At 71.9% G+C, this 24,675-nt stretch carries 20 protein-coding genes; 13 read left to right on the forward strand and 7 right to left on the reverse strand.

All coding sequences use genetic code 11. The features are described 5' to 3' along the window. Positions 1–61 precede the first annotated feature (61 nt). Positions 62–1,969: a PAS domain-containing protein gene (locus WMF34_RS35320; RefSeq protein ID WP_437990592.1), complete on the forward strand. Its 1,908-nt coding sequence runs from the start codon at positions 62–64 to the stop codon at positions 1,967–1,969. A gap of 64 nt (positions 1,970–2,033) precedes the next feature. On the opposite strand, the gene WMF34_RS35325 is transcribed toward WMF34_RS35320, so the two are convergent. Both WMF34_RS35325 and WMF34_RS35330 read right to left on the reverse strand, forming a co-directional pair. Beyond that, the gene (locus WMF34_RS35325) at positions 2,034–2,864 is read right to left on the reverse strand and encodes an EI24 domain-containing protein (protein WP_437990593.1); all 831 of its coding nucleotides are present in this window, start codon (positions 2,862–2,864) and stop codon (positions 2,034–2,036) included. A gap of 140 nt (positions 2,865–3,004) precedes the next feature. Further along, a complete protein-coding gene (locus tag WMF34_RS35330) occupies positions 3,005–3,970 on the reverse strand; it encodes a hydrogen peroxide-inducible genes activator (protein WP_437990594.1) in 966 nt (321 codons plus the stop codon). Positions 3,971–4,116: 146 nt separating this feature from the next. Here WMF34_RS35330 and ahpC point away from each other — a divergent pair, with 146 nt between their 5' ends. After that, entirely contained in the window at positions 4,117–4,680 is a 564-nt protein-coding gene (ahpC, locus tag WMF34_RS35335; protein ID WP_437710813.1) for an alkyl hydroperoxide reductase subunit C, read from the forward strand. A 95-nt stretch (positions 4,681–4,775) separates the two neighbouring features. Then, on the forward strand, positions 4,776–6,338 hold the full coding sequence (gene ahpF, locus WMF34_RS35340) for an alkyl hydroperoxide reductase subunit F (RefSeq protein ID WP_012239568.1): 1,563 nt from the start codon (positions 4,776–4,778) through the stop codon (positions 6,336–6,338). A 41-nt stretch (positions 6,339–6,379) separates the two neighbouring features. Here ahpF and WMF34_RS35345 read toward each other — a convergent pair whose 3' ends face one another. Beyond that, entirely contained in the window at positions 6,380–7,282 is a 903-nt protein-coding gene (locus WMF34_RS35345; protein WP_437990595.1) for a LysR family transcriptional regulator, read from the reverse strand. A 148-nt stretch (positions 7,283–7,430) separates the two neighbouring features. On the opposite strand from WMF34_RS35345, the gene WMF34_RS35350 reads away from it, so the two are divergent. The 6 genes from WMF34_RS35350 to WMF34_RS35375 all read left to right on the forward strand — a co-directional run bounded on the left by WMF34_RS35350 (position 7,431) and on the right by WMF34_RS35375 (position 13,114). Continuing rightward, entirely contained in the window at positions 7,431–8,054 is a 624-nt protein-coding gene (locus tag WMF34_RS35350; RefSeq protein WP_437990596.1) for a glutathione S-transferase family protein, read from the forward strand. Next, positions 8,051–9,052 (forward strand): flavin-nucleotide-binding protein, encoded by a 1,002-nt coding sequence (locus tag WMF34_RS35355; protein WP_437990597.1) that lies wholly within the window; start codon positions 8,051–8,053, stop codon positions 9,050–9,052. The genes WMF34_RS35350 and WMF34_RS35355 overlap by 4 nt, the downstream gene beginning before the upstream one ends. 132 nt (positions 9,053–9,184) lie before the next feature. After that, on the forward strand, positions 9,185–10,660 hold the full coding sequence (locus tag WMF34_RS35360) for a sensor histidine kinase (protein WP_437990598.1): 1,476 nt from the start codon (positions 9,185–9,187) through the stop codon (positions 10,658–10,660). Next, positions 10,657–10,782, forward strand: coding sequence for a hypothetical protein (locus WMF34_RS35365; protein ID WP_012239573.1), 126 nt, complete (start codon positions 10,657–10,659; stop codon positions 10,780–10,782). Before WMF34_RS35360 ends, WMF34_RS35365 begins: the two co-directional genes overlap by 4 nt. Positions 10,783–10,784: 2 nt before the next feature. After that, the gene (locus WMF34_RS35370; RefSeq protein WP_012239574.1) at positions 10,785–12,167 is read left to right on the forward strand and encodes a sigma-54-dependent transcriptional regulator; all 1,383 of its coding nucleotides are present in this window, start codon (positions 10,785–10,787) and stop codon (positions 12,165–12,167) included. Positions 12,168–12,643: 476 nt separating this feature from the next. After that, a complete protein-coding gene (locus WMF34_RS35375; protein ID WP_012239575.1) occupies positions 12,644–13,114 on the forward strand; it encodes a response regulator in 471 nt (156 codons plus the stop codon). A 186-nt stretch (positions 13,115–13,300) separates the two neighbouring features. On the opposite strand, the gene WMF34_RS35380 is transcribed toward WMF34_RS35375, so the two are convergent. Next, the gene (locus WMF34_RS35380; RefSeq protein ID WP_012239576.1) at positions 13,301–14,326 is read right to left on the reverse strand and encodes a Rieske 2Fe-2S domain-containing protein; all 1,026 of its coding nucleotides are present in this window, start codon (positions 14,324–14,326) and stop codon (positions 13,301–13,303) included. 77 nt (positions 14,327–14,403) lie between these two features. Here WMF34_RS35380 and WMF34_RS35385 point away from each other — a divergent pair, with 77 nt between their 5' ends. Beyond that, entirely contained in the window at positions 14,404–15,447 is a 1,044-nt protein-coding gene (locus WMF34_RS35385) for an AraC family transcriptional regulator (RefSeq protein ID WP_437990599.1), read from the forward strand. 94 nt (positions 15,448–15,541) lie between these two features. On the opposite strand, the gene WMF34_RS35390 is transcribed toward WMF34_RS35385, so the two are convergent. Beyond that, positions 15,542–16,732, reverse strand: coding sequence for a hypothetical protein (locus WMF34_RS35390; RefSeq protein WP_012239578.1), 1,191 nt, complete (start codon positions 16,730–16,732; stop codon positions 15,542–15,544). 401 nt (positions 16,733–17,133) lie between these two features. On the opposite strand from WMF34_RS35390, the gene WMF34_RS35395 reads away from it, so the two are divergent. The 3 genes from WMF34_RS35395 to WMF34_RS35405 all read left to right on the forward strand — a co-directional run bounded on the left by WMF34_RS35395 (position 17,134) and on the right by WMF34_RS35405 (position 21,183). Continuing rightward, the gene (locus WMF34_RS35395; protein WP_231865083.1) at positions 17,134–17,691 is read left to right on the forward strand and encodes a CAP domain-containing protein; all 558 of its coding nucleotides are present in this window, start codon (positions 17,134–17,136) and stop codon (positions 17,689–17,691) included. A gap of 72 nt (positions 17,692–17,763) precedes the next feature. Further along, positions 17,764–18,903 (forward strand): acyl-CoA dehydrogenase family protein, encoded by a 1,140-nt coding sequence (locus WMF34_RS35400; protein WP_012239580.1) that lies wholly within the window; start codon positions 17,764–17,766, stop codon positions 18,901–18,903. Positions 18,904–19,128: 225 nt separating this feature from the next. Next, the gene (locus tag WMF34_RS35405; protein WP_012239581.1) at positions 19,129–21,183 is read left to right on the forward strand and encodes a M3 family metallopeptidase; all 2,055 of its coding nucleotides are present in this window, start codon (positions 19,129–19,131) and stop codon (positions 21,181–21,183) included. Positions 21,184–21,765: 582 nt separating this feature from the next. Here the strand turns inward: WMF34_RS35405 and WMF34_RS35410 are convergent. Then, positions 21,766–23,604, reverse strand: a complete 1,839-nt coding sequence (locus tag WMF34_RS35410) for a hypothetical protein (protein WP_049876472.1) — start codon at positions 23,602–23,604, stop codon at positions 21,766–21,768. Between the two features lie 823 nt (positions 23,605–24,427). Then, complete coding sequence (locus WMF34_RS35415) at positions 24,428–24,604, reverse strand: hypothetical protein (protein ID WP_157907138.1); 177 nt, start codon at positions 24,602–24,604, stop codon at positions 24,428–24,430. Positions 24,605–24,675: the final 71 nt, after the last annotated feature.

Raw genomic sequence — 24,675 nt, forward strand, 5'->3', positions numbered from 1 at the left:
CTCCGGGCGCGAGGAGGGCTAACGGACACCGGGGGGCGAGCGGGATCGGGAAGGAGACGCGGTGAAGGACGGAGGGCTGACGCTCGAGGAGTTGGGTCGGAGCATCGTCGATCTCGCGATGACCGAGGACGTGATACGCCGCCAGGTGATCGCCCTGCTCCCGGTCGGGCGCCGCGCGGAGCGGGAGCTCGATGTCCTCGGCAGGCCGTCGCGGCTCACGATGGACTTCGAGGTCGGCGAACCGGCGGCGACGCGGAGCATGAGCGGCGCGTTCGATGTCGCGATCCCGCACGCCGTGACGGTGCGGGTCGACGCGGAGGGAGAGGCGAAGGAGCACCGGCTCGACGCGGCCCTCGCGCTGCGCATCACGCCGAGGCCCTGCGCGCCGCTCGGGATCTTCCTGGACGTCGCGGAGCTGCCGGCGGAGTCGGTGAGGTTCGCCGAGTCGCGGGCCTCCGCGAAGGACTACCTGCGCGGCCGGATCGAGGAGGAGGTGCGGAGGGAGCTGCTCCGCCTCGTGCGCGCGCGGATCGCGGAGAGCCGCGCGGATCGCACGCTCGACCTGGAGGAGCCGCTCCTCCGCGCGCTCGGGGACGCCTCCTGGGCGGGGCAGGAGGAGGTGGAGGAGCCGGACGGGCGGGACGCGCCGCCGCCGAGCCGGGTGCGCGGGGCCGGCGGCCCGGCGAGCGGGGCCGGGCTGCTGGACGCGCCGCTCAGCGACCTGGACGCGCAGCTCCGGTTCTTCGGCAACGCCATGCCCCTCCAGGTGTGGACCGCGCGCCCGGACGGCCAGCTGAACTTCGTGAACCGGGCGGTCCTCGACTATTTCGACCGCACGGAGGAGCAGATGATCGGCGAGGGCTGGCTCGCGGTGCTGCACCCGGACGACGTCCCGAAGACGGTGGCGGCGTGGACCCGGAGCCTCGCGACGGGCGAGCCGTACAACACGGAGTTTCGCCTGAAGCGGGCGAGCGATCAGACGTACCGGGAGCACGTGGTCAGCGCGCTGCCGCAGCGCGACGCCGCGGGGAACATCTTCCGGTGGATCGGCGGCACCACCGACGTGGCCGAGCTGCGCCGCGCCGAGGCCGCCCTCCGGAGGAGCGAGGCGCGCTACCGGCTCTTCGCGGAGGCGTCGAACGAGGGCGTCTGGTTCTGGAACCTCCGCGAGGACACGGTGGAGTGGAGCGATCGCATGCTCCAGATAATCGGCGTCCGCCGCGAGGCGTGGGGCGGGACGTTCGCGAGCTTCTTCGAGCGCGTGCATCCCGACGACCAGGGGGCGGTGCAGGCCGCGCTGAGGGCGCACCTCGAGGAGCGGCGGCCGTTCGAGGTGGAGTGTCGGCTGCGGCGCGAGGACGGCGAGTACCGCGACGTGTTCACCCGCGGCATGGCCGAGTGGGACGACAAGGGCGTGCCGTTCCAGATGGCGGGCGGCGCGACGGACATCACCGAGAAGAAGCGCCAGCAGGCCGTGCTGAACGAGCGGCTCGCGATCATCGAGCAGCAGCAGGAGGCGATCCGGGCGCTGTCGACGCCGATCATCGAGGTCTGGAGGGGGGTGCTGACGATGCCGGTGCTCGGCGTCCTCGACGAGGAGCGCGCCCAGCAGATGATGGAGGTGCTGCTCGAGGCCGTGGCGCGGACCCGCTGCCGTCACGCGATCATCGATCTGACCGGGGTGAGCGCCGTGGACGCGGCCACGGCCGATCACGTGCTGAGGCTCATCGACGCCGTGGCGCTGCTCGGGGCGCAGGGCATCGTCGTCGGCATCCGGCCCGAGGTGGCGCAGACGGTGGTGTCGCTGGGGCTCGATCTGTCGAACATCAAGACGCTCTCGAACCTCCGGGAGGCGCTCCTCTTCGCGATGCAGTCGAGCGGGGTGTCGGTCAAGCGGCGGCGCAAGCGCAGGGCGGGGCGCGAGCGCGCGGACGACGCGGGGGGGACGCGCGCCTCGCGCGACGGGTGATCGGAAGCGCGGTCGCGCAGCGTCGCCTGAGCTCCTCGCTGTCCACCGCGACGCTGCGATCAGCTCAGCGCGGCGCTCGCTTGGTGGCCTCCCAGCGCTCCAGCGTGACGACGAGCCGCGCCGCCCCGAGGACGCCGGCCGGCAGCACGATGAGCAGCGCGCAAGGCAGGAACGAGAGCAGCGCGAGGCCGAAGCCGAAGCCCATCACCGCGGGGAGGTTCCGGCGCACGAAATCGATCCGCTCTGCCACGGGCACGCCGCGGATCGACAGCGGGCAGTCGCAGAGGTCCCACGCCCCCGCGAGCGCCGTCACCGCGAGCTGGAGCGGGACGACGACGACGCTCGCCGGCGCGAAGAGGAGACCCACGACGCCGAGGACGAGGAGGATCGGGAGCGTGGCGGCGAGCGCCACGAGCGACGACTGCAGCGCGCGCCACATGTCCGCGAAGAAGCCGACCTCAGGCCACGGGGGCGCCCCGAGATCGGCCTCGGCCCTGCGCACCATCCGCTCCAGCGCCGTCCCCGAGAGCGGCTTCGCGAGCCCGAACGAGATCACGAGGGCGGCCACGAGCACCACCGCGAGCGAGAGGATCCGCAGCGCGGCCATGAGCACGGTCCAGGGCCACCCCGTCCCCGGCTCCCTCACGATCAGCTCGACGAGCGAAGGCGCGAGCTTCACGCCGACGATGGAGAGCACGACCATGAGCACCAGCGCGATGCCCGTGGGGACGAGCGCGAGCGGCCAGAGGTCCGGCGTGCGAAAGAGGTAACCGTAGCCGCCCAGCAGGGCCTTGAGGCCCGCGCCGAAGCCGGGGCGTTCGAGCGGCACGAGCCCCGCGGTCGGGCGCTGCGCGGCCGCCGTGGGAGCGCCGCGAGGAGCATCGGGGGGGATCATCCGGCCACGAACGTCCCAGCGGTCGTGCGTCCGGTCAACACCTTCCGCGCGCTGGCATCCGCCGCTGGACGAGCTCGCGCCGGCCGTGCGGCGAAGGCTGCCTCATCGTCGATGCGTCGATGACCTCCGAGCCTGCCTCGTCAGCCCTCGGGGAGCAGCGGATCGAGCACGCTCCCGCCCGGGGGCGAGGGCCCGAGCGCGCGGCCGAGGTGCTCGCGGATCGCGGCCGCGAGCGACTCGGTGACGCGCCTGCGCAGCTGAGTCCGCGACGTGACGAGCCCGATCTCCCGGAGCGGGATCGGCCGGGCGAGGGGCCGCACGCGGTCGCGGCGCTTGTCCGGGGGCAGCCCTTGCGCCACCAGCGCGGGCAGCACCGTCGCTCCGAGCCCGGTGTCGACAAGGCCGATCAACGTCTCGAAGCTGCCGCTCTCGAGCTGAACGCCGCGCGGGGGCCTCGCCTGACCGCTCCTGCAATACGAGAGCACCTGGCTCCGGAAGCAGTGCCCCTCCGGGAGCACCCACAGCTCGCGATCGCTGAGGTTCGCCTGCGTGACCGTCTTGCGGTCGAGCAGCGGGTCGCCCTCGGGGAGATAGGCGACCATCGCCTCGTGTCCGAGCGGCGTCTCGCTCAGCCCCGGGGCGTGGAGCGGCGTCGCGGCGAGCCCCGCGTCGAGGGTGTCGGCGCCGAGCCGCTCGATGATCTCCTCGGTCTTCAGCTCCTCGATGAACAGCTCGACGCGCGGGTGTGCCTTCACGAAGGGGTCGAGGAACAGGGGCAGCACGGTGGGAGCGAGGGTCGGGATGATCCCCAGCCGGTAGCGCCCCGCCGGAGCGTCGTCGCCGGCGACGATCTGACCGAGCCGCTCCGTCTCCCGGAGGATCTCGCGCATCTGAGCGATGGCGCGCGCCCCCTCCTCGGTCACGAGGACGGGCTTCTTGCTGCGGTCGAACAGCACGGTGCCCAGGAGCTCCTCGAGCTTCTGGACCTGCATGCTGAGCCCGGACTGCGAGACGTGGCAGCGCTCGGCCGCCGTGCGGAAGCTGCGGGTCTGCTCCACCGCCACGGCGTAGCGGAGCTGCGTGAGCGTCACCTGCTCGAGGTCCATGGCCGGAGGAGTATCACAAAAAATGAACGTTTCATAAAATCGTTCGATTGGCACCGCGGGCGCAGAACGACCACGTTGCCTCTCGCCGGCGCGGAGGCACGAGACGCCCCCGCCCCGAAACGAGGAAGAGAGAAGAGGAAAAGAGAATGTCGCTCATCAACACCCGCATCAAACCGTTCAAGGCCACCGCGTTCCACCAGGGGAAGTTCGTGGACGTCTCGCACGAGTCGGTCCTCGGCAAGTGGTCGCTCTTCGTGTTCTACCCGGCGGACTTCACCTTCGTGTGCCCGACCGAGCTCGAGGACCTCGCGGACCTCCACGGCGAGTTCAAGAAGCTGGGCGTCGAGATCTACGGCGTCTCCACCGACACGCACTTCGCGCACAAGGCGTGGCACGACACGTCCGCGGCGATCAAGAAGGTCAACTACCCGCTCGTCGGCGATCCGACCGCCACGCTCTCGCGCAACTTCGGCGTGCTCATCGAGGAGGAGGGCCTCGCGCTCCGCGGCTCGTTCCTCGTGAACCCCGACGGCGTCATCAAGGTCTACGAGATCCACGACCTCGGCATCGGCCGCAGCGCGGCGGAGATGCTCCGCAAGGTCAAGGCGGCCCAGTACGTCGCCACGCACCCGGGCGAGGTCTGCCCGGCGAAGTGGGACGAGGGCGCGAAGACCCTCAAGCCGTCGCTCGATCTCGTCGGCAAGATCTGAGGCGTTCGGGCGTCGCCGCGCGTTCCGCGGCGACGCCCGACATCTCTCGTGACTCGCCTCGTGACCCGCTCGTATTCGCCGGAAGGAACGCAGCCATGCTCGAAGACTCCATCAAGACCCAGCTCCGCGACGTCCTCGGACGGCTGACCCGTCCCGTCGCGGTCACCGCCTTCGTCGACGACTCGCAGGGGTCGGAGGAGATGCGCGCGCTCCTGCGCGACGTCGCGAGCGCCTCGTCCCTGGTCGAGCTCCACGAGCGGCGCGAGGGCGCCGAACGCACGCCGTCGTTCGGCATCCACTCCCCTGGCGAGGAGCCGCGCGTCATCTTCGCGGGGCTCCCGCTCGGTCACGAGCTCACCTCGCTGATCCTCGCGCTCCTGCACGTCGGCGGCCATCCGCCGCGGGTGAGCGCGGAGGCGCTCGAGCAGATCGCGCGGATCGACGGCGAGCTTCGGTTCGAGACCTACTTCTCTCAATCGTGCCAGAACTGCCCCGACGTCGTGCAGGCGCTGAACCTGATGGCGGCCAAGAACCCGAGGGTTCGCCACGTCGCCGTCGATGGCGCCCTCTTCCAGGGCGAGGTCGAGCAGCGGAAGATCATGGCCGTGCCGACCGTCTTCCTGAACGGCGAGCCCTTCGGCCAGGGTCGGATGGAGATCGAGCAGATCCTCGCCAAGCTCGACGACGGCTCCGCCGTGAAGAAGCGCGCCGAGGCGCTCGACCAGCGCAAGCCGTTCGACATGCTCATCGTCGGCGGCGGGCCCGCCGGCGCTTCGGCGGCCATCTACGCGGCGCGCAAGGGCCTCGACACCGGCATCGTCGCCGAGCGCTTCGGCGGGCAGGTGATGGACACCCTCGCCATCGAGAACCTCATCTCGGTCGTGGAGACCGACGGGCCCAAGCTCGCGGCGGCGCTCGAGCAACACGTGCGCGCGTACCCCGTGGAGCTCCTCAAGCACGAGCGCGTCACGTCGATCACCCCCGGCTCACCGTTCGAGCTGCGCCTGGCGAGCGGCGCCACGCTCCGCGCGAAGAGCGTCGTCCTGGCGACGGGCGCCCGGTGGCGCGACATGAACGTCCCCGGCGAGGCCGAGTACCGGACCAAGGGCGTGACGTACTGCCCGCACTGCGACGGGCCGCTGTTCAAGGGCAAGCGAGTGGCCGTCATCGGCGGCGGCAACTCCGGCGTCGAGGCGGCGATCGATCTCGCGGGCGTGGTCGGCCACGTCACCCTGCTCGAGCTCGCCCCCGCCCTCCGCGCCGACGCGGTCCTCGTCCGCAAGCTCAAGAGCATGCCCAACGTCGAGATCGTCACGCGCGCGCGCACGACCGAGGTGGTGGGCGACGGGCAGAAGGTCGTCGGGCTCCGCTGGGAGCACACCGAGACGAAGGAGCAGCACCAGATCGAGATCGCGGGCGTGTTCGTGCAGATCGGCCTGCTCCCCAACACCGGGTTCATCAAGGGGACGGTGGAGCTCAACGGCCTCGGCGAGGTCGTCGTCAACGACCGCGGGCAGACGTCGGTGCCCGGCCTCTTCGCCGCCGGCGACATGACGACCACGCCGTTCAAGCAGATCGTCGTCGCCCTCGGCGACGGCGCGAAGGCCGCCCTCGGGGCCTTCGAGTACCTCATCCGCGCCACCGCGCCGGCGGAGTGAGCGCCCTCCGGCCGAGGTTCGACGCGCGAGCCCGCCTGCGATCACGAGCTCAGCCACGCCTCGGACCGGAGCCGATCGACGAGGAAATCCACGAACGCGCGCACCCTGACCGCCGCCCGCCGGCCCTCCGGGTGGACGACATGGATGGGGACCGGCGGGGGCTCGTGCGCGGCGAGCACGATCGAGAGGCGCCCGGCGCGCAGCTCCGGGTCGATCTGATACGAGAGCACCCGCGCGAGCCCTCGCCCGGCCACGGCCGCTGCAATGGCGACGTCGGCCGTATTGGCGAGGAGCTGCGATGACGGAAAGACCCGCTCGACCCGCGAGCCCGACCCGAACGACCATTCCACCGGGGAGCCCGTCCAGGAGAAAGCAATGGTGTCGTGACGCGCCAGATCGGCCGGCGCCTTGGGCTCGCCCCGCGCGGCGAGGTACTCCGCCGAAGCGCAGACCACCCGGCGCACGGAGCCGACGCGGATCGCGCTGAGCGATGAGTCCGGCAGGTGGGCAATCCGGACGGCGACGTCGAGCCCCTCGTCGACCATGTCGACGACGCGGTCGACAAGCAGCGTCCACGCCGACACGCGCGGATGGAGGGCCAGGAAATCGAAGAGGGCGGGCGCGACGAACATCCGCCCGAACAGGACCGGCGCCGTGACGCCGATCTGCCCGCGCAACGCGGTATGGGACCCGGCCGCCGACGCCTCGGCCTCCTCGATCTCACCGAGGATCCGCTTGCAGTCCGCGAGGTACCGGGCGCCCGCCTCGGTCAGGCGGACGACGCGCGTGGTGCGGTGCAGGAGCCGCGTGCCGATGCGCTCCTCGAGCGCGGAGATGGCCCGGGTCACCGCCGGCGGTGACATGGACAGCCGCCGCGCGGCCGGCGCGAAGCCCTCCTCCTCGGCGACGGCGACGAACACGCGCATGGCGTCGAGGCGGTCCATCGGATTATTCCAGTTTCTGGAATGGTCCCTTGTCAAGGACGAGCATTACCCTTGGCCGCGGGAATGGGCACCCTGGCTCGGCGAGCGCGGGAGCCCCACGCGGACTGCGCCGCTCCCCGCCGACATCCACAGCCGAAAGGACACCTCGATGACCCTCCCTGCCAGCCCCATCCGCCTCTACCGCTATCCGCTCTCGGGACACGCGCACCGCGTGGAGCTGTTCCTGTCGCTGCTGAGGCTGCCGTTCGAGAGGGTCGACGTCGACCTGAAGAGCGGCGCTCACAAGACGCCCGAGTTCCTGAGCAAGAACGCGTTCGGTCAGGTGCCCGTGATCGAGGACGGCGACGTGACGCTGGCCGACAGCAACGCGATCCTCGTGTACCTGGCTGCGCGGTACGACCCGTCGGGGCGCTGGCTCCCGCGCGATCCGGTGGCGGCGGCGCACGTGCAGCGGTGGCTCTCCGTGGCCGCCGGGCAGCTCGTGGCGGGGCCCGCGGCGGCGCGCGCCGCGAGCGTGTTCGGCCGCAAGCTGGACGTCGAGCAGGCCAAGGGGATCGCCGCCCAGCTCTTCGCGGTGCTCGACCAGCACCTCGCGGACCAGCGGTTCCTGGCCGGCGACGAGCCGACCCTCGCGGACATCGCGATCTACACCTACACGGCGCACGCGCCGGAGGGCGGCGTGTCGCTCGATCCGTACGCGAACCTGCGCGCGTGGCTCGCCCGCGTGGAGGGGCTGCCCGGCTTCGTGCCGATGAAGAAGGCGCTGTCGTGACCTCCCTGCCCGGGTGGACCAGGGAGGGCTCGCCCTATCACCCGGGCGAGATGGCCGTACAGGCGCGGGCCGGGGCGCGCGAGCGCGCCGAGAAGGCCGGGCGCCGGATCATCCGGGACTTCATGCCCGACCAGCACCGCGAGCTGTTTGCGCAGCTGTCGTTCCTGCTCGTCGGGGCCCTCGACGCAGAGCGCCGGCCGTGGGCCTCGATCGTCGTGGGGCCGCCGGGGTTCATCTCGTCCCCGGATCCGCGGACGCTCGCGGTGAACGCTCGCCCGGGAGCCGGCGATGCGCTCGGCCCGCACCTCGTGGCCGGCGCGCCCGTCGGCCTCCTCGGCATCCAGCTGGAGACCCGCCGCCGAAACCGGATGAACGGGACGATCACCGCGGCCGACGAGCGAGGCTTCGTGGTCGAGGTCGGGCAGAGCTTCGGCAACTGCGCGCAGTACATCCAGGCGCGAGAGCCCGAGCTCGTGAGGGCGCCGGAGGCGGCCGCCGCGCCCCCGGCGCGGGCGGAAGGGCCGGCGCTGTCCGCCGGCGCGGCGGCGCTGATCCGCCGCACGGACACGTTCTTCATCGCGACCGCGGCGCCGGCCGCGCGGGGAGGCGACGCGATCGAGGGCGCCGACGTGTCCCATCGGGGCGGCAAGCCGGGCTTCGTGCGCGTGACCGAGGAGGACGGCCACACCGTCCTGACCTCGCCGGATTTCACGGGCAATTTCGCGTTCAACACGCTCGGCAACCTGGCGCTCTGCCCGCGCGCCGGGGTGCTGTTCGTCGACTTCGCCTCCGGCGGGGTGCTGTCGCTGACCGGCGAGGCCGAGGTGCTCTGGGACGGGCCGGAGCTCTCGGCCTTCGCCGGCGCCCAGCGGCTCCTGCGGTTCCACGTGGCCGAGGGCGCCTGGCGGGAGGACGCGCTGCCGCTGCGCTGGTCGGCGCCGGTGCCCGCGCCGCAGCTCGCGGCGACCGGCTCGTGGGAGGACGTGGCGCGCGGGTGACGCCGCGGCCCGCGGGGGCCCGTCCAGGGGAGTTTTGCCCCATCGGGGCGATCCGGGGCGGGCCCGGGCGGGTCAGCGTGTGGACGGGTACCTTGAGAACGCGTACGCGTCCTGCATCCTACCGGCGACCTCATGCGACTCGCCAGCAAGCTCACCCTCGCCCTCGTGCTCGTCATGTGCGCGGCGCTCAGCCTGTATGGCTACCTCTCCGTCCGGCGCGAGCGGGCGCTCTTCGAGGCGGACATGCGGCGCGACGAGCACCTCATCGGCATCGCGCTCCGCGCGGCGGTGGTCGAGACGTGGCGCCGGGACGGGATGGGGAAGGCGCTCCAGCTGCTCGACGAGATGAGCGAGCGCGAGGACGGCGTGCGCTTCCGCTGGGTGTGGCTCGACGCGCCGGCCGGGGATCGCTTCGCGCCCGCGCTGCCGGCCGCCGAGATCGAGGAGCTCTCGCGGGGCACCGAGGTGTTCCGGATCGAGCGCAAGGGCGACAGGAGCGGGCGCTTCTACACGTACGCGCCCGTCGGGGTGGAGCCCGAGCGCGTCGGCGCCATCGAGATCTCCGAGTCGCTCGAGGAGGAAGAAGCGTACGTCCAGGCGAGCGTGGTCAACACCGTGGCCACCATCATCGCCCTCGCGGCGCTGAGCGGGCTCCTGGCGATGACCTTCGGGCAGGTCCTCGTCGGGCGCCCGACGCGGCGGCTCGTCGACAAGGCGCGGCGGATCGGGGAGGGCGACCTCGGCGGGCCGCTGCTCCTGCCGCAGCGCGACGAGCTCGGGCGGATCGCCCACGAGATCAACGCGATGTGCGAGCACCTGGCCGAGGCGCGCGAGCGCGCGGGCCGCGAGACGACCGCGCGCATCGCGGCGCTGGAGCAGCTCCGGCACGCGGATCGGCTCACCACCGTGGGCAAGCTGGCGTCGGGGCTCGCGCACGAGCTCGGCACGCCGCTCAACGTGGTGGGCGGCCGCGCCAAGATGATCGCGCGCGGCCTGCCGCAGGAGGAGGCGGTGGAGAGCGCGCGCATCATCGCCGAGCAGGCGGACCGGATGACGAAGATCATCCGGCAGCTGCTGGATTTCGCGCGCCGCCGGGTTGCGCAGAAGACGCCGGCCGATCTCGCGCACATCGCGCGCCAGACGCTGGCGCTGCTGGAGCCCCTCGCCCGGAAGCGGAGCGTGACGCTCCGCCTCGACGAGGCGAGCGGCGGGGCGGCGCGCGCCGAGGTGGACGCAGGGCAGATGCAGCAGGTGCTCACGAACCTCATCATGAACGGCATGCAGTCGATGAAGCGGGGCGGCGAGCTCACCGTGCGGGTGGAGCGCGCCCGCGTGCGCCCGCCGGCCGACCACGGCGGCGCCGAGGGCGAGCACGTCGCCGTCCGGGTGACCGACGGCGGGGAGGGGGTCGCGCCCGAGAACATCCCCCGCATCTTCGAGCCGTTCTTCACCACGAAGGACGTCGGCGAGGGCACGGGCCTCGGGCTGAGCGTTTCCTACGGGATCGTGCGCGAGCACGGGGGCTGGATCGGCCTGGAGAGCGAGCTCGGCAAGGGCTCGACGTTCACGGTGTACCTCCCGCCGAGCGGCCAGGATGACGCAGGATGACGCGAGGGGCTGAGGGCGAGGGCGCGCTGGCCGGGGCGGCCGCCGCGCCGCGGCTGGCCGCGGGCGGGGCGCTGTACTACGCGAGTTATCGAGGAGAGATGGCGGGCGAGCCATCGAGGTGACGATGGGCAGGCGAGCGCTGATCATCGACGACGACGAGGCGATGTGCGCGTGGCTCTCGGCGGACCTGCGGTCGCGCGGCGTGGAGGCGACGACCCGGACCTCACCGGCGGAGGCGCTCGCGCTGCTCGAGGCAGACGAGGGCTTCGACGTCATCCTGACCGATCTGAACATGCGCGGGATGGACGGGATCGCGGTCTGCGGACGGGCGGCCGAGATCCGGCCGGACGTGCCGGTCATGGTGATCACCGCGTTCGGCAGCATCGAGACCGCGGTGCAGGCGATCCGCGCGGGCGCGTACGACTACGTGACCAAGCCGGTCGACATCGAGGCGCTGGCGCTGGCGCTGGAGCGGGCGATCGCGCACCACGCGCTCAAGGCCGAGGTGCGGCGGCTGCGCCGCGCCGTGGCCGGGCCCGGCGGGTTCCCGGACCTCATCGGCCGGAGCGCCGCGATGCGGGGCGTGCAGGACCTGATCGAGCGCATCGCCGACGCGGACGCGACGGTGCTCATCACCGGCGAGAGCGGGACGGGCAAGGAGGTCGTCGCGAAGGCGATGCACGCGCGGAGCCGCCGCAAGGAGGGGCCGTTCGTGGCGATCAACTGCGCGGCGGTGCCGGAGTCGCTGATCGAGAGCGAGCTCTTCGGGCACGTGCGGGGGGCGTTCACCGACGCGCGCGCGGCGCGCTCCGGGCTGTTCGTCGAGGCGAACGGCGGGACGCTGCTGCTCGACGAGATCGGGGAGCTGCCGCTCGCGGTGCAGCCGAAGCTGCTCCGCGCCCTCCAGGAGCGCCGGGTGCGCCCGGTGGGCGGGAGCGCGGAGGTGCCGTTCGACGCGCGCATCATGGCCGCGACGAACCGCGACCTGGACGAGGCCGTCGAGGCGCGCCGCTTCCGGGAGGACCTGTACTACCGGATCAACGTGCTCCACGTGGAGCTGCCGCCCGTGCGGGCGCGGGGCAGCGACGTGCTGCTGCTCGCGCAGCGCTTCATCGAGGATTTCGCCACGCGCTGGGGCAAGGAGGTGGTCGGCCTGTCACCGGCGGCCGCGGAGCGGCTGCTCGCGTACACGTGGCCGGGCAATGTGCGGGAGATCCAGAACTGCATGGAGCGGGCGGTGGCGCTCACGGGGTACCCGGAGATCACGGTGGAGGACCTGCCGGCGAAGATCCGGGAGCACCGGCCGTCGCACGTGCTCGTGGCGGGGGACGACCCGTCCGAGCTGGTGCCGCTCGAGGAGGTGGAGCGGCGGTACATCCTGCGGGTGCTCGAGGCGGCGGGCGGGAACAAGACGCTGGCGGCGAGGATCCTGGGGCTGGACCGGAAGACGCTGCACCGGAAGCTGGAGCGGTGGGAGCCGGGCGCCGGGGGGACGAAGGGGAGCTGAGAGGGTGGGCGGGGTGGGTCGGGCGACCTGAAGCTCGAAGCCCACGTCGAGGCGCGGAGGAATACCCCGGGCGGGGAACGACGCCCCACCCCGGATGGCCCACCGGGGGGTCGCCGCCCGTCCCGCTGCAACCCGCCCGTCCGCCGCAACCTGGGTCGGCGTCCGCCGCAACCTGGGTCGGCGCCTGCGGCCTCAACCCCGGTCGGTTCCGGCCACCCCAACCCCGGTCGGTTCCGGCCAGCCCCCAACCCCGGTCGGTTCCGGCCACCCCAACCCCGGTCGGTTCCGGCCACCCCAACCCCGGTCGGTTCCGGCCACCCCCAACCCCGGTCGGTTCCGGCCACCCCAACCCCGGTCGGTTCCGGCCACCCCAACCCCGGTCGGTTCCGGCCACCTCAACCCCGGTCGGTTCGGGGCGGCCGCCGTTGGGCGGCACGCGGCCTGCAATACAGGCGTCTCACCAAGGAGAGAGCCCGATGCCCCCCGACTCGATGCGCGGTCTTGCCTCGATCCTGAATACGCCCCCTGAGCCGGTGCCGCGCGTCCACCCCGGCGCGACCCCCATCCGCGTGCTGCTCGCCGAAGACGACAGGGAGTTGCGGCGGCTCCTCGCCACCGCCCTCCGCCGCGACGGCTACGAGGTCCTGGAGGCGCACGACGCCAAGCACCTCCTCGAGTTGATGGGCGAAGCGCTCGTCTCCGGGAACGGCGCCCCGGTCGATGTCGTGGTGAGCGACATCCGGATGCCAGGCGCGAGCGGGCTCGATCTGCTCGCCGGGCTGCGCCGCGACGACTGGACGACGCCGGTGGTCCTCATCACCGCGTTCGGCGACCCGGAGACGCACGCGGAAGCCTACCGCCTGGGCGCCGACGCGGTGCTCGACAAGCCGCTCGACGTGGACGATCTGCGGATCGTGGTCCAGACCCTCGTCTCGATGCGCGGCTGACGCACCACGCCGCTGGGGAGCACCTCGCGATCACGGACATCACGAGATGGCGCGCCGGCGGGAGCCTATCGACGAGCACCTGGCCTACACATAACCCTTGTCAGGAGCGCGCCAGTTGACCGCTGGATACGCTTTCAACATCGTCGTGGAGCAGATCCGTGCGTTCGTGAGTCGCCCGGCGCCGCCTCACCCCGCCTCGACCGGCAGCCGGCGCGGCTCCCCCACGCGCTGCGCCTTCAGCCGCGCCCGCCGCATCTTGTGCCACGCGAGGATCCCCTCGTCCGCGCGCACGAAGCGACACGCGTCGAGATCCGCGTCGCGCGGCTCCGAGGACGCGAGCATCCGCTCGTCGCCCGGCTGGATCAGCCAGAACTCCGCCCGCACCCCCAGCCACGCGAGCAGCCGCCCGATCACCGGGATCGGCACGTAGTACCGCCCCACGATCGCCGTCCGCTCCGCGTCGATCGGCGCGCACCCTGCCATGCCCACCACGCGCTTCCCGAACGAGAGGCGCAGCACGCCCGGGAAGCGCACCTCCATCTCGAACCTCCACCCCCGACGGCCGTCCCAGGGCTCCCCGTCGTCGTGGCGCAGCACCGCCTCGGCACGGATGACGTCGCCCTCCACGCGGACCTCGCAAGGGTCGAGCATCGCGCCGACGCCGGGGAACCAGGGGCGGTGCGCGAACGGCAGGTGGTGGAAGTCGAGCATGCCCTCCATCGCGCGCGCGAACGGCACGTCCCAGTCCACCGACGCCGTGTGGGCGTGCCGCTCGTCCGGCGGCAGGCCATCGAACCAGGGCACCGGCGGCAGCTCGGCCGGCCGCTCGCCCCAGAAGAGCCACACGAAGCCCCGGTGCTCCCGCGCCTCGTACCGGGTCAGCGCGAGCGCATCCCCCGCGCCGCGCGCGCTCGCGCCGCGCCCCTCGCACGGGATCGCGACGCAGCGCCCGTCCGAGGCGAACCGGAAGCCGTGGTACGGGCACTCGATCGCCCCGTCCACGACCCGCCCGAGGCCGAGGTCCGCGCCGCGGTGCGGGCAGCGCGCCCGCGCCGCGACCAGGGCGCCGCGCTCGTCCCTGAACAGCACGAGCCGCGTCCCGAAGCGCTCGACGGCGACCGGCCGCTTGCCCACGCAGGCCGCGTCCGCGATGATGTACCAGGCGCCCTCGACGAACGCGCCGCGCCCTTCCTCGATGCCGTGCTTTCGCATGATGCTCCTCCGATCGCCCGGAAGCCTGGTGCCGGCCCGGCCGGGGAGCAGTGACAGCGCGCGCCACAAGGGCTGACATGCGGCGCCAGGCCCCGCGGGCGCCCGCCCCGACGATCTGGGCCCGCACCGCCGCGCAGCTCGCGGACCACGCCGCGGAGCGCGGGGCGGATCGGCGCGCGCTGCTCGAGGCCGCGGGGCTCGCCGGCGCGGCGCTCGCCGATCCGGACGCCCGCGTGCCGCTCGCGGCGTTCTACGCGCTCATCGAGGCGGCGGTGGCGGCGACCGCCGATCCGCACCTCGGCCTCGACTTCGCGGCGCGCTTCGAGCCGGAGCACTTCGACGCGCTCGGCTTCCTGGCCATGAGCAGCCCGACCCTCGGCGAGTCGTTCCGCCGGATGCTCCGCTACCAGCAGATCTGGAACGAGGGCGAGCGCTACACGCTGGAGATCCGCGGGCGCCGCGCGCACCTCGGGTTCGTGCCCTTCGGGCCCGACCGGCCGGCCCACGGCCAGCTCGCGGAGATGTTCGCGTTTGACGCGCTCGTGAACGCCGGGCGCATGTGCGGCGCGCCGATCCAGGCGCTCGCGGTGCGCTTTCGCCACGCGCCGGAGGGTGAGCCGGAGGAGAAGGCGCGGCGGCTCGGCTCGCCGGTGCTGTTCGGAGCGCCGGCGACCGAGCTGGTCCTGCCGGTGGAAGAGCTCGATCGCCCGCTGCCGCACGCGAACGAGGCGCTCGCCGCGTTCCTCGAGCGCCACATGAGCGCCGCCGCGGCGCGCCTGCCGGGCGCGGCGCCGCCCGCGCTGTCCGACCGCGTGCGCGCGCTCCTCGGCGAGCGGCTGCGCGAGGGGGCCGACCTGGGCGCGCTCGCGGCGCGCCTGCGGATGAGCCCGCGCACGCTCCAGCGCCGCCTCGGCGACGAGGGGACGTCGGTCCACGCCCTGCTCGACGAGGTACGGCGCGGGCGCGCTGCGGCGCTCCTCGACGCGGACATGGCGATCGGGGAGGTGGCGTATCTGCTCGGCTATTCCGAGCCGAGCGCGTTCCACCGGGCGTTCCGGCGCTGGACCGGCGTGACGCCGGAGGCGTTCCGCGCCCGGACCAGGGGCGCAGCGCCGCGGTGAGCGGCCTGCGCCCGCGGCTGGCCTGACGGGCTCCTTCACGCGCGCCCGGCCGCGGCCTGCGCCGCTGCCGGGCCTGCGCTCACGGGCCCTGCGCTCACGGGCTCGGGGGGGCGATCTCCAGCTTCGCCATCACGCTGGCGCTGCCCGTGAGGCTCGCCTGGATGTTCTCGACCGCCTGCGTGATCGCGTTGGTGGCCGGGATGAGGCACGCCCCCGCCTTCACGCTGCCGGTGGCCGCGCCCTCGAGGTTGCCGCCCGCCTGGACCACCGCCTCGGCGCTGGCGAGGAGCAGCTCGCCGCGCGCGTGCGCGACGACGAGCAGCCGCGGCAGGTTCGCCTTGAGCGTCGCGATCGCCGCCTCGACCTCGGCCCCACCCTCGATGTTGACCGCGGGCTCCTTGCAGCTGGCCTTCGCGCTCGCGCTCGCCTCGCAGGAGCCGCTGCACTCCGCGGACCCCTGGCACTCGGCGCTCGGCGGCTTGAGCTCGGCCCTGCACTTCGGCGCCTTGAACTGGACGTCGCACGAGCCCGAGCAATCGGCGTTGCACTGCACATCTGCCTCGGCCGCGAACGAGCACGAGCCACGGCACTCGCCCGTGCAGGTGCCCTGGCACTCGCCGCGGCAGTCGCCGCCGGCGGTCGTCGCGGAGCACTCGCCGTCGCACGTGCCCTCGCACGTCCCCTGGCACGTCCCCTCGCAGTGGACCGCCAGGTTGGCCGAGCCCTCGCACGAGCCGGTGCACTTCCCCTCGCACCGCCCCGAGAGCTGACCGGGATCGCAGCGCGCGACGATCTCCGCCGGGGTCAGCTGGCACTCGACGTTGGCGCTGCACCTCGCCTCGCAGTTCGCCTGTACGCTCGCGTCGACCGTGCAGCTCGGCGGCTGGAAGGTGATCGACAGGTCGGCCGTCGCGTCCCCGAGCGCGTCGACGGCGAGCTCACACCATTGCTCCGCCCGTTCGTTCGGCTTCGTCGCCGTGATCGTCGCCACGTCCGCGCCGAGGTCCAGCGCGATCGCCTGACAGGCGCTCGTCACGTCCGCCACGATGGCGCCCGCGGCGCCCGTGAAGTCCGACACGGACTGCATGAAGGCACCATAATTGAGCTCTGCTTCGCCCTCGAGACCCCATTTCACCGTGGCGAGATCGGCGCCCGGCGTGAAGTCGCGACAGCAGACGTCATTCTGCAGCTCCGAGACCTTGTCACACCCCATCGCCGGGACGACGGAGAGCCCTGCCAACGCCAGCGGGAATGCCGCGATTCGCCACGTCACACGGATATTCATCGGGAAACTCCTTGGTTCTTTGTCGGGCGTGCCGCTGGTGCGGGACTGCCACGGAGAACGGCGAAACCCCATGAGGGAGCACGCTCGCCTCCGAGCTCGGCCTGCAGCCGCCTCCGAAGCAGGGCGACAATAGCTCATAGATCGACCCACATGACAAGGCCCATGCTGCGGAATTGTTGCTCGTCTCGACGTCACCCTAGGGCGAAGCCCGTCAGCACGGGAGGCATCGACGACGAGATCTGTTGATGTTCATGCCGACGGCAGAGGCAGGAAGAACGCCCGGTCGCGGCCGTCCAGGGGAAGCCGCGGGCGCGCCATGACACGGCACGTCGTGGGTTCAACCAGCCTTCATCGAATCGCCGTTGCAGAGCTCGGCCGAGCCGTAGGACAATGGCCCCGTGATGACGCTCGGCCCACGGCTCCCCCGGTTCGTGCAGCTCTCTCTCCTGCTCGCCCTGACGGCCGGTTGCGGCGCGTCGTCCGACGACGAGGGCCCGACGAGCGGCCAGGCCGCCGGCGAGCCGCCCAGGATGACCGGGATGACGGCGGCCCACAATGCCGCGCGCGCCGCCGTCGATCCGCCCGCCGATCAGCCGGTGCCCCCTCTCTCGTGGTCGCCCGAGATCGCCGCGGTGGCTCAGGCCTATGCCGCCCAGTGCATGTTCGGCCATAGCGCGAGCGATTATGGAGAAAACATCTTCGCGTCGGCCGGCTCGTCACCCACACCGGAGGATGTCGTCGCCTCGTGGGTCGACGAGGCGGCCAACTACGACCTTGCGAGCAATGCCTGCAGCTCCACCTGCGGCCATTACACTCAGGTGGTATGGGCCGACTCCCTGCGGCTCGGCTGCGGGGTCGCCGATTGCACGACCGGCTCGCCGTTCGGCGGTGGCACCTGGCAGATCTGGGTGTGCAACTACGATCCTCCCGGCAATTTCGCCGGAGAGCGCCCCTACTGAGCGCGCGCGTCGTCGGCGCGCGCCGTCCTCGTCTCCTCCCCGCCCCTCGCCGGCTCTGGTATCGCAGCGGCGATGGACTTCGGGTGGACCCCTTCCCAGCGCGCCGTCCACGACCGCATGCGCGCCCTCGGCGCCGAGGCCGACGCCGCGGCCCCGGACGATCGCATGCGCGTCCTCGCCCGGGGCGGCGCCCTCGGCCTGCCGATCGCCCGCGATCTCGGCGGCGAGGGCCTCGACCTCGTCACGACGGCGCTCGCCTACGAGGGCCTCGGCGCGACGCTGCGCGACGGCGGCGTCCTGCTCGCGGCGGGGGCGCACCTCTTCGGCGTGGCGCTCCTGCTCGCGCGGGTGGGCACGCCCGCGCAGCGGCGCGCGTGGCTGCCGCGGATGGCGAGCGGCGCGTGCATGGCGACGGTCGCCGCGACCGAGGCCGGCGCGGGCTCGGACGTCGCGTCGGTGCAGGCCAGGGCCGACCGCACGGACGCCGGCTACCGGCTCACCGGCGACAAGCGGTACGTGACCTGGGCCGACCGGGCCGACGTGTACCTCGCGATCGCGCGCGACGGCGGCGGCCGCGCCGGAGGGGCCCCGGCGCGCGGCCTCACCGCGCTGCTCGTCCCCCGCGCCGCGGGCGACGGCGCCGCGCGCGTCCTCCCCGGCGCGCCGCTCGCGACCGCGGGCCTCCGCGGCGCGCGGCTCGCGCCCGTCTCGTTCGCCGGCTGCGAGGTCGGCCACGACGCGCTCCTCGGCCGCGCCGGCGCCGGCCTCGCCGTCTTCCAGATCGCGATGACCTTCGAGCGCGCGCTCATCCTCGCCTTCCGCCTCGGCGCCATGGAGCGCGCCCTCGGCGAGGCCGTCCGTTTCACCCGCGAGCGCGAGATCGGCGGCCAGGCGATCGCCCGCCACCAGGCCGTCGCGCACCGCCTCGCGCGGATGAAGCTGCGGCTGGAGACGTCGCGGCTGCTCATCTACCGCGCCGCGTGGGCGCTGGATCAGGGCGAGCGCGGCCAGGCCGAGGCCGCGCTCGCGAAGTGGCACACGGCGGACTCGGCCGTGGCGTCCGCGCTCGACGACCTCCGGCTCCGCGGCGGCGCTGGCTACCTCGAGGAGAGCGGCCTCCCCTCCGCCATCGACGACGCCCTGGGCGGCAGCATCCATTCGGGGACGTCCGACGTGCTCGCCACGATCGTCGCGCGGTGGCTGGGCGTCTAGCCGCTCGCCCGCGCTTCACCTCGTCTCACCGAGCTCCTCCCTCGCCGTGGCATCAGGCCCCCGGGGAGGGTGCTCGGCCCCCTCCCATCCAGCATGGAAGAACTTGGACGACGAACTACTGGCCAACCCTCGCCGGCGCCTTTACCAAGGTAGGGCTGCGCGGACCGGCCGAGGGTCGCCGGCCCGCGCCCGTCCGCCGGCCCTTCAAGCCCAACCAGGAACGATATGACCGAAGCGACCGACAATCCCCTGCTCACTCTCGGCTTCGAGATCCCGTTCGATCGCATCCGGAGCGAGCACGTAGAGCCCGCTGTGCGCGCGCTGCTCCAGGACGCCCGCGCCCGGCTCGACGCGCTCGTCGCGGCGCCCGGCCCCCGCACCTACGACAACACGCTCGCCGCGCTCGAGGCCGTCACCGAGCGGCTCGACCGCGCCATGAACGTCGTCTCCCACCTCGAATCGACGTCCACCACCCCCGCGCTGCGCGCCGCGTACAACGCCGTCCAGCCGGAGGTCAGCGAGTTCCTGAGCGGCATCGCCCTCAACGAGGGCGTCTACGGCGCGCTCAAGGCGTACGCGGCCACGCCCGAGGCCGCGGCGCTGACGGGCCCGCGGCATCGCTTCCTGAAGAAGACCCTCGACGATTTCCGGAGGAGCGGTGCCGAGCTCGACCCGGCCGGCAAGAAGCGCCTCTCCGAGATCGACGTCGAGCTCGCCACGCTCACCCTGCGCTTCTCGCAGAACGTGCTCGACGCGACGAACGCCTTCGAGTTCGTGGTCGAGGACGCCGCCCGCCTCGCCGGCCTGCCGCCGAGCGCGGTCGAGGCGGCCCGTCAGGGCGCGAAGGACAGGGGCATCGAGGGGTACCGCTTCACGCTGCAGGCGCCGAGCTACATCCCCGTGCTCACGCACCTCGACGACGGCTCCATCCGCGAGCGCTTCTACCGCGCCTTCAACACGCGGGCGACGGAGGGCGACCACGACAACCGGCCGCTCATCCGCCGCATCCTCGAGCTCCGCGGGGAGAAGGCGAGGCTGCTCGGCTACGCGAGCTTTGCCGATCTCGTGCTCGAGGACCGGATGGCGAAGACGGGCGCCGCGGCGCGGCGCTTCGTCGACACGCTGCGGGCGCGCACCGAGCCGGTCTTCGCCCGCGAGAAGGAGGAGCTCGCCGCCTTCCGCCGCGAGATCGAGGGCCCGGACGCGCCGCCGCTCGCGCCGTGGGACGTCGCCTACTACGCCGAGAAGCTCCGCCGCGCCCGCTACGATTTCGACGACGAGGCGCTCCGCCCGTATTTCCCGCTGGATCGCGTCGTCTCCGGCCTGTTCGAGGTCGCCCACCGCCTTTACGGCGTGCGCATCACGCCCTGGCAGGCCGCCCCCACGTGGCACCCGAGCGTCCGCGCCTACCAGCTCGTCGAGCCGAACGGCGCCCAGAGCGCCGCTTTCTATCTCGACTTCGTGCCGCGCGAGCAGAAGCGCGACGGCGCCTGGATGCACGGGCTCGTCACGGGCGCGCCGAGCGAGGACGGGCGCGCGGCCGGCGAGGATGCGCGCCACCTCGAGGTCCTCGCGGGCAGCTTCACCCCGCCGGTCGGCGGCCGCCCCGCGCTGCTCAACCACCGCGAGGTCGAGACGCTGTTCCACGAGTTCGGCCACATGATGCACCACGCCTCGAGCCGGGTGCCGATCCGGAGCCTCGCCGGCACCAACGTCGCCTGGGACTTCGTCGAGCTCCCCTCGCAGATCATGGAGAACTGGTGCTGGGAGCGGGACGCGCTCGATCTCTTCGCGCGCCACCACGAGACGGGCGCGCCCGTCCCCGACGACCTGCTCCAGCGGATGCGCGCGGCCCGCACGTTCCGCGCGGGCGCCGCGACGATGCGGCAGCTCGGCTTCGCCGAGATCGACCTCGCGCTCCACATGGACTGGACCGGAGAGCAGGGCGATGTCGTCGAGTTCGCGCGCGAGGTCCTCGGACGTTACTCGCCCGTCCCGCTGCCCGAGGGCTATGCCATGATCGCCGGCTTCTCGCACCTCTTCTCGAGCCCGGTGGGCTACGCAGCGGGCTATTACTCGTACAAATGGGCCGAGGTGCTGGACGCCGACGCCTTCTCCCGCTTCCAGGAAGAGGGTCTGTTCAGCCGGAAGGTGGGTGACGCGTTCCGGAGCCAGATCCTCGCGCTCGGCGACACGCAGGACCCGATGGATCTCTACAGGAGCTTCCGCGGCCGCGAGCCCACCCTCGACGCCCTGCTCCAGCGCAGCGGCCTCGCCTGAGCCTCCGGGGCGGCCCGGTGGCCGCCCGGCGCCGCATCCATGAGTTTCATCTCTGGCCATGTGTCCGAGCGGAGCTTTCGTGAGGCGTTAAGCAGGCTCGTTCGGTCAGGCTCAGGGCGCGAAGCCCGCCTCTCTCCACCCCACCATCGGTCACCAACGTGAACGTGGACGTTTACGTAAACGTGGACGTTTACGTGGACGTGGACGTGGTCGTGGTCGTCAACGATAGGCCGTGAACGACCACGACCACGACCACGTTTACGTCCACGTCCACGACTACGACCACGTAAACGTCCACGTAAACGTTCGGATGTAGGAGAACGCGGCGCGAAGCTTGGTTAAGGTCTACGCCCCATCGACCTCCGTAGGCGCGAGGAGACGGTGTTCTTCGCGCGGCGCGGGGAGGGCCTCTGTCTGAGCCCAAATGACAAAGCTCCTCCGGCGAAGCCGGAGGAGCTTTGCCTCAGGTGAGTCCGGCGGGGTCCCCGCGACGCGCGAAGAACACCGTCTCCTCGCGCCGGGCCCCCTCGGACGACCGCCCCGAGGAAGCGCCGGCGCTCGTCGCGCCGGCCCCCCGTGGGATCACTGTATCTTGAAGTTGCAGGCCGACAGCGTGGCCGTTCCGATCGTCTGCGTCATCGCCCAGTTCGCGAGCGAGGCGACGCTGGCCTGCTCGGACCTGAACGCGTAGTTGCTCGCGAGCTGCACCTCGGTGCCGTTCTTCGGCCGGATGTACACCGAGTACCGCTTCGCCGCCACGTCGACCACCATCCGGACGGTATAGGTCGTCCCGCCGGTGTACGGGAACACCCGGAGCGCCTGGTACCTCGCGCCGTTCCGGACGCGGACATTGCCTTCCTCGTCGAAGATGACGATCGCGGCGAGCTGGGTCCACTGGCTCGCGGAGGCGCTCGAGAGGCCGACCACAGCGTCGATCTTCGACGCGCTCGGCGTCACGTCCCAGGTCGCCGTGAAGGTGCCCCGCTGGGTCGAAGGCAGCTGCGAATTGAACCATTTGCCAGCGTTGACGACCGAGCACACCGGCGCCGTCGGCGTGGGCGTCGTCGGCGTGGGCGTCGGCGTGGTCGGCGTGGGCGTCGGTGTCGTCGGCGTGGGCGTCGGCGTCGTGGTCGTCGTCCCGAACTCGAACGCGCCGAGGTCGACCGCGCCCACGGCCGTCCGCCGCTGCGCGGAGCCGACGGCCGCGAGCGCCGCCTTCGGCGGGTGGTACAGCGGCATCGCGAGCGGCGACGGGAACGTGCGCCCCGAGATCCCCGTCGTCGAGCTGACGCCCGCGTTCCGCAGCGGGCTCGTCGAGAGCAGCGTCACGTCGCGGTTGCCGATGCTCGTGAAGCCGGGATCACTCACGATCAGCGTCCCCGTGAAGCCGGAAGGCACCGTCGTGCCCGTGGGCACGGCGTTGTTGACGCCCTTGATGAGCGGGCTGCCGGTCGTCCAGCTCGCGTCGTCACGGAAGACCTGAACGCTCCCGCCCCCGACGCGATAGAAGATGTTGTTGTGCAGCTCGATGCTCTCGATGCCATCGAACAGGTGGATCGCCGCGCTCGACCCCGCCATCAGCAGGAACGTGTTGTTCACGAACCGATACCGCCCGTTGGTGTCGCCCGTGCCGTCGCCGCCGACGCGGATCACGTACTGCGTGTGCGTCTTGCGGAAGACGTTGCCGACCACATCGGAGTCCTCCCGCGCGAGCCCCGGATCCTGCCCGTCGGGGCCGATGAGCTCGAGGTCCTTGTAGAGCCCGCCCTCGATCCAGTTGTAATAGATCTCGTTCCGCTCCGCGCGGGTCTTCACCGCGTTGCCGCCGATTGCATCGTGGACATAGCTGTGCTGCATCCGGAACACGGAGCCCGGGTAGGCGGACTCATCCGTTGCGATGTAGATCGGGTGCTTCTGCGTACCGCTACCGCAGTTATAGACCTCCACGTATTCCACCAACAGCGAACCCGAATCGCTGTCGGCGCCCAGGATCCCGTGCGCTGGGCAATCGTGGATCACGGAGTCACGGATCGTGACATCGTGCCCGTGCTGGAAGATGCACCTCGAGGTGCCGCCCGTCACATCGAACCCCTCGAAGACGATGTGGTTCGCGTTGATCTCGATCGTGTTGGTGCCGCCCTTCAGGACGGGGCGCTTCCCGCCGACGCGAACGCCGCGGATCGTGATCTTCGAGGTGGGCGTGCCCCATTTCGTGAGCCTGATGTTGCCCGAGTACGTCGCGTTGCCGTCGACCTCCACCACGTCGCCCGGCTGCAATCTGCTGGCTACCTCACCGATGGTCTTGTAGGTGCGCGTGGGACCGACTTGATACGTCGTGCCGGCGGCCTGCTCCTCCGCGTCCAGCTCCTCTGCGGTCACGTCCTCGTCGAGCGGCGCGCAGCCGAAGCCGACGATCGACATCGCCAACAGGGAAGCGATGACCTTACCGGCGGCAATCGACAGCGACCCAAAGCCTTGAGAAATTGAATGCATGGCTTTATCTCCCCCGGCGTCGTCGAACCCCTGTGGTGAACAGGACCGTAACGGGCGAAAGCATCAGGGGGCAGAAGAGGAGCCTCCCGCTGCGTGCCTTCGCGCCGCGAACCATCGGTGCAGACCATTCAGCACCAGAGGGGCGGATACCGGCGCTCTCGTGAAACAACTTATTCCCGGATTAACACGACGGGTCAAGACGAAATGCTTTCGAAAACGAAACGAACACCCAATTAGGTCGCACACCTCGGCCGTTTTTCACATCACGGTTGCAAATTTTCGATGCAAAACTGCAATGCGCAGTCCGTCCGCTGATGTAAGGAAGGTATAGAGAAGTGGTCGTCCGCTCGCTTGAATGCAGACGAAATCCCCGGCAAATGTGGGTGAACTCCCAATGCGACAGGGTTCTCCATGTCGGCCAACGACCTTTACCTACCTTGCCCCCGCATTCGCTATCTCGGCCGCGGCGCCTGTGACCCGAGGGAGGCCGCGCGCTTCCTCGGCGACACCGCTGCACCGCAAGCAAGAAACCAGCTCGCAGCCCTGCTCGATCGCTCGGCGGAGAATCAGCCATACGCGTCGCGGCTGGCCTGCCGCGGTCGACGCGCGCGACGCGGGCTCGCGGGAGATCGTGGAGAGGGACGACGGGCCGGCGTTCAGCGGGGAGATCGGCGGCGTCCGCGCGGCATCACGCTGCTCGCCGCGCGGGGGAGATAGGCGGGAATCGGCGGGCGCGCGAGCGGGCGAGCGGTCAGCGCCTCCCCTTGAAGCCCATCATCTGCTGCACCACCGCCTCGCTCTCCTCGGCGATCGCGCCCTCCTGCGCCGCGCGGTCGGCGCAGTCCTCACAGACCTTCTTCTTCTTGCTTCCGACCTTGATCGTCTTGAGCTCGTCGACCTCGTTATCGCATTCCCGGCACGTGGGCATCGCCACACCTTCCTTTCGCCGGGCCAGCATATCGCACCGATCCCGCGCGCGCCGAGATCGCGCCCCGGCGC

The organism is Sorangium sp. So ce145, from assembly GCF_051525985.1.
Lineage (GTDB): Bacteria > Myxococcota_A > Polyangia > Polyangiales > Polyangiaceae > Sorangium > Sorangium cellulosum_B.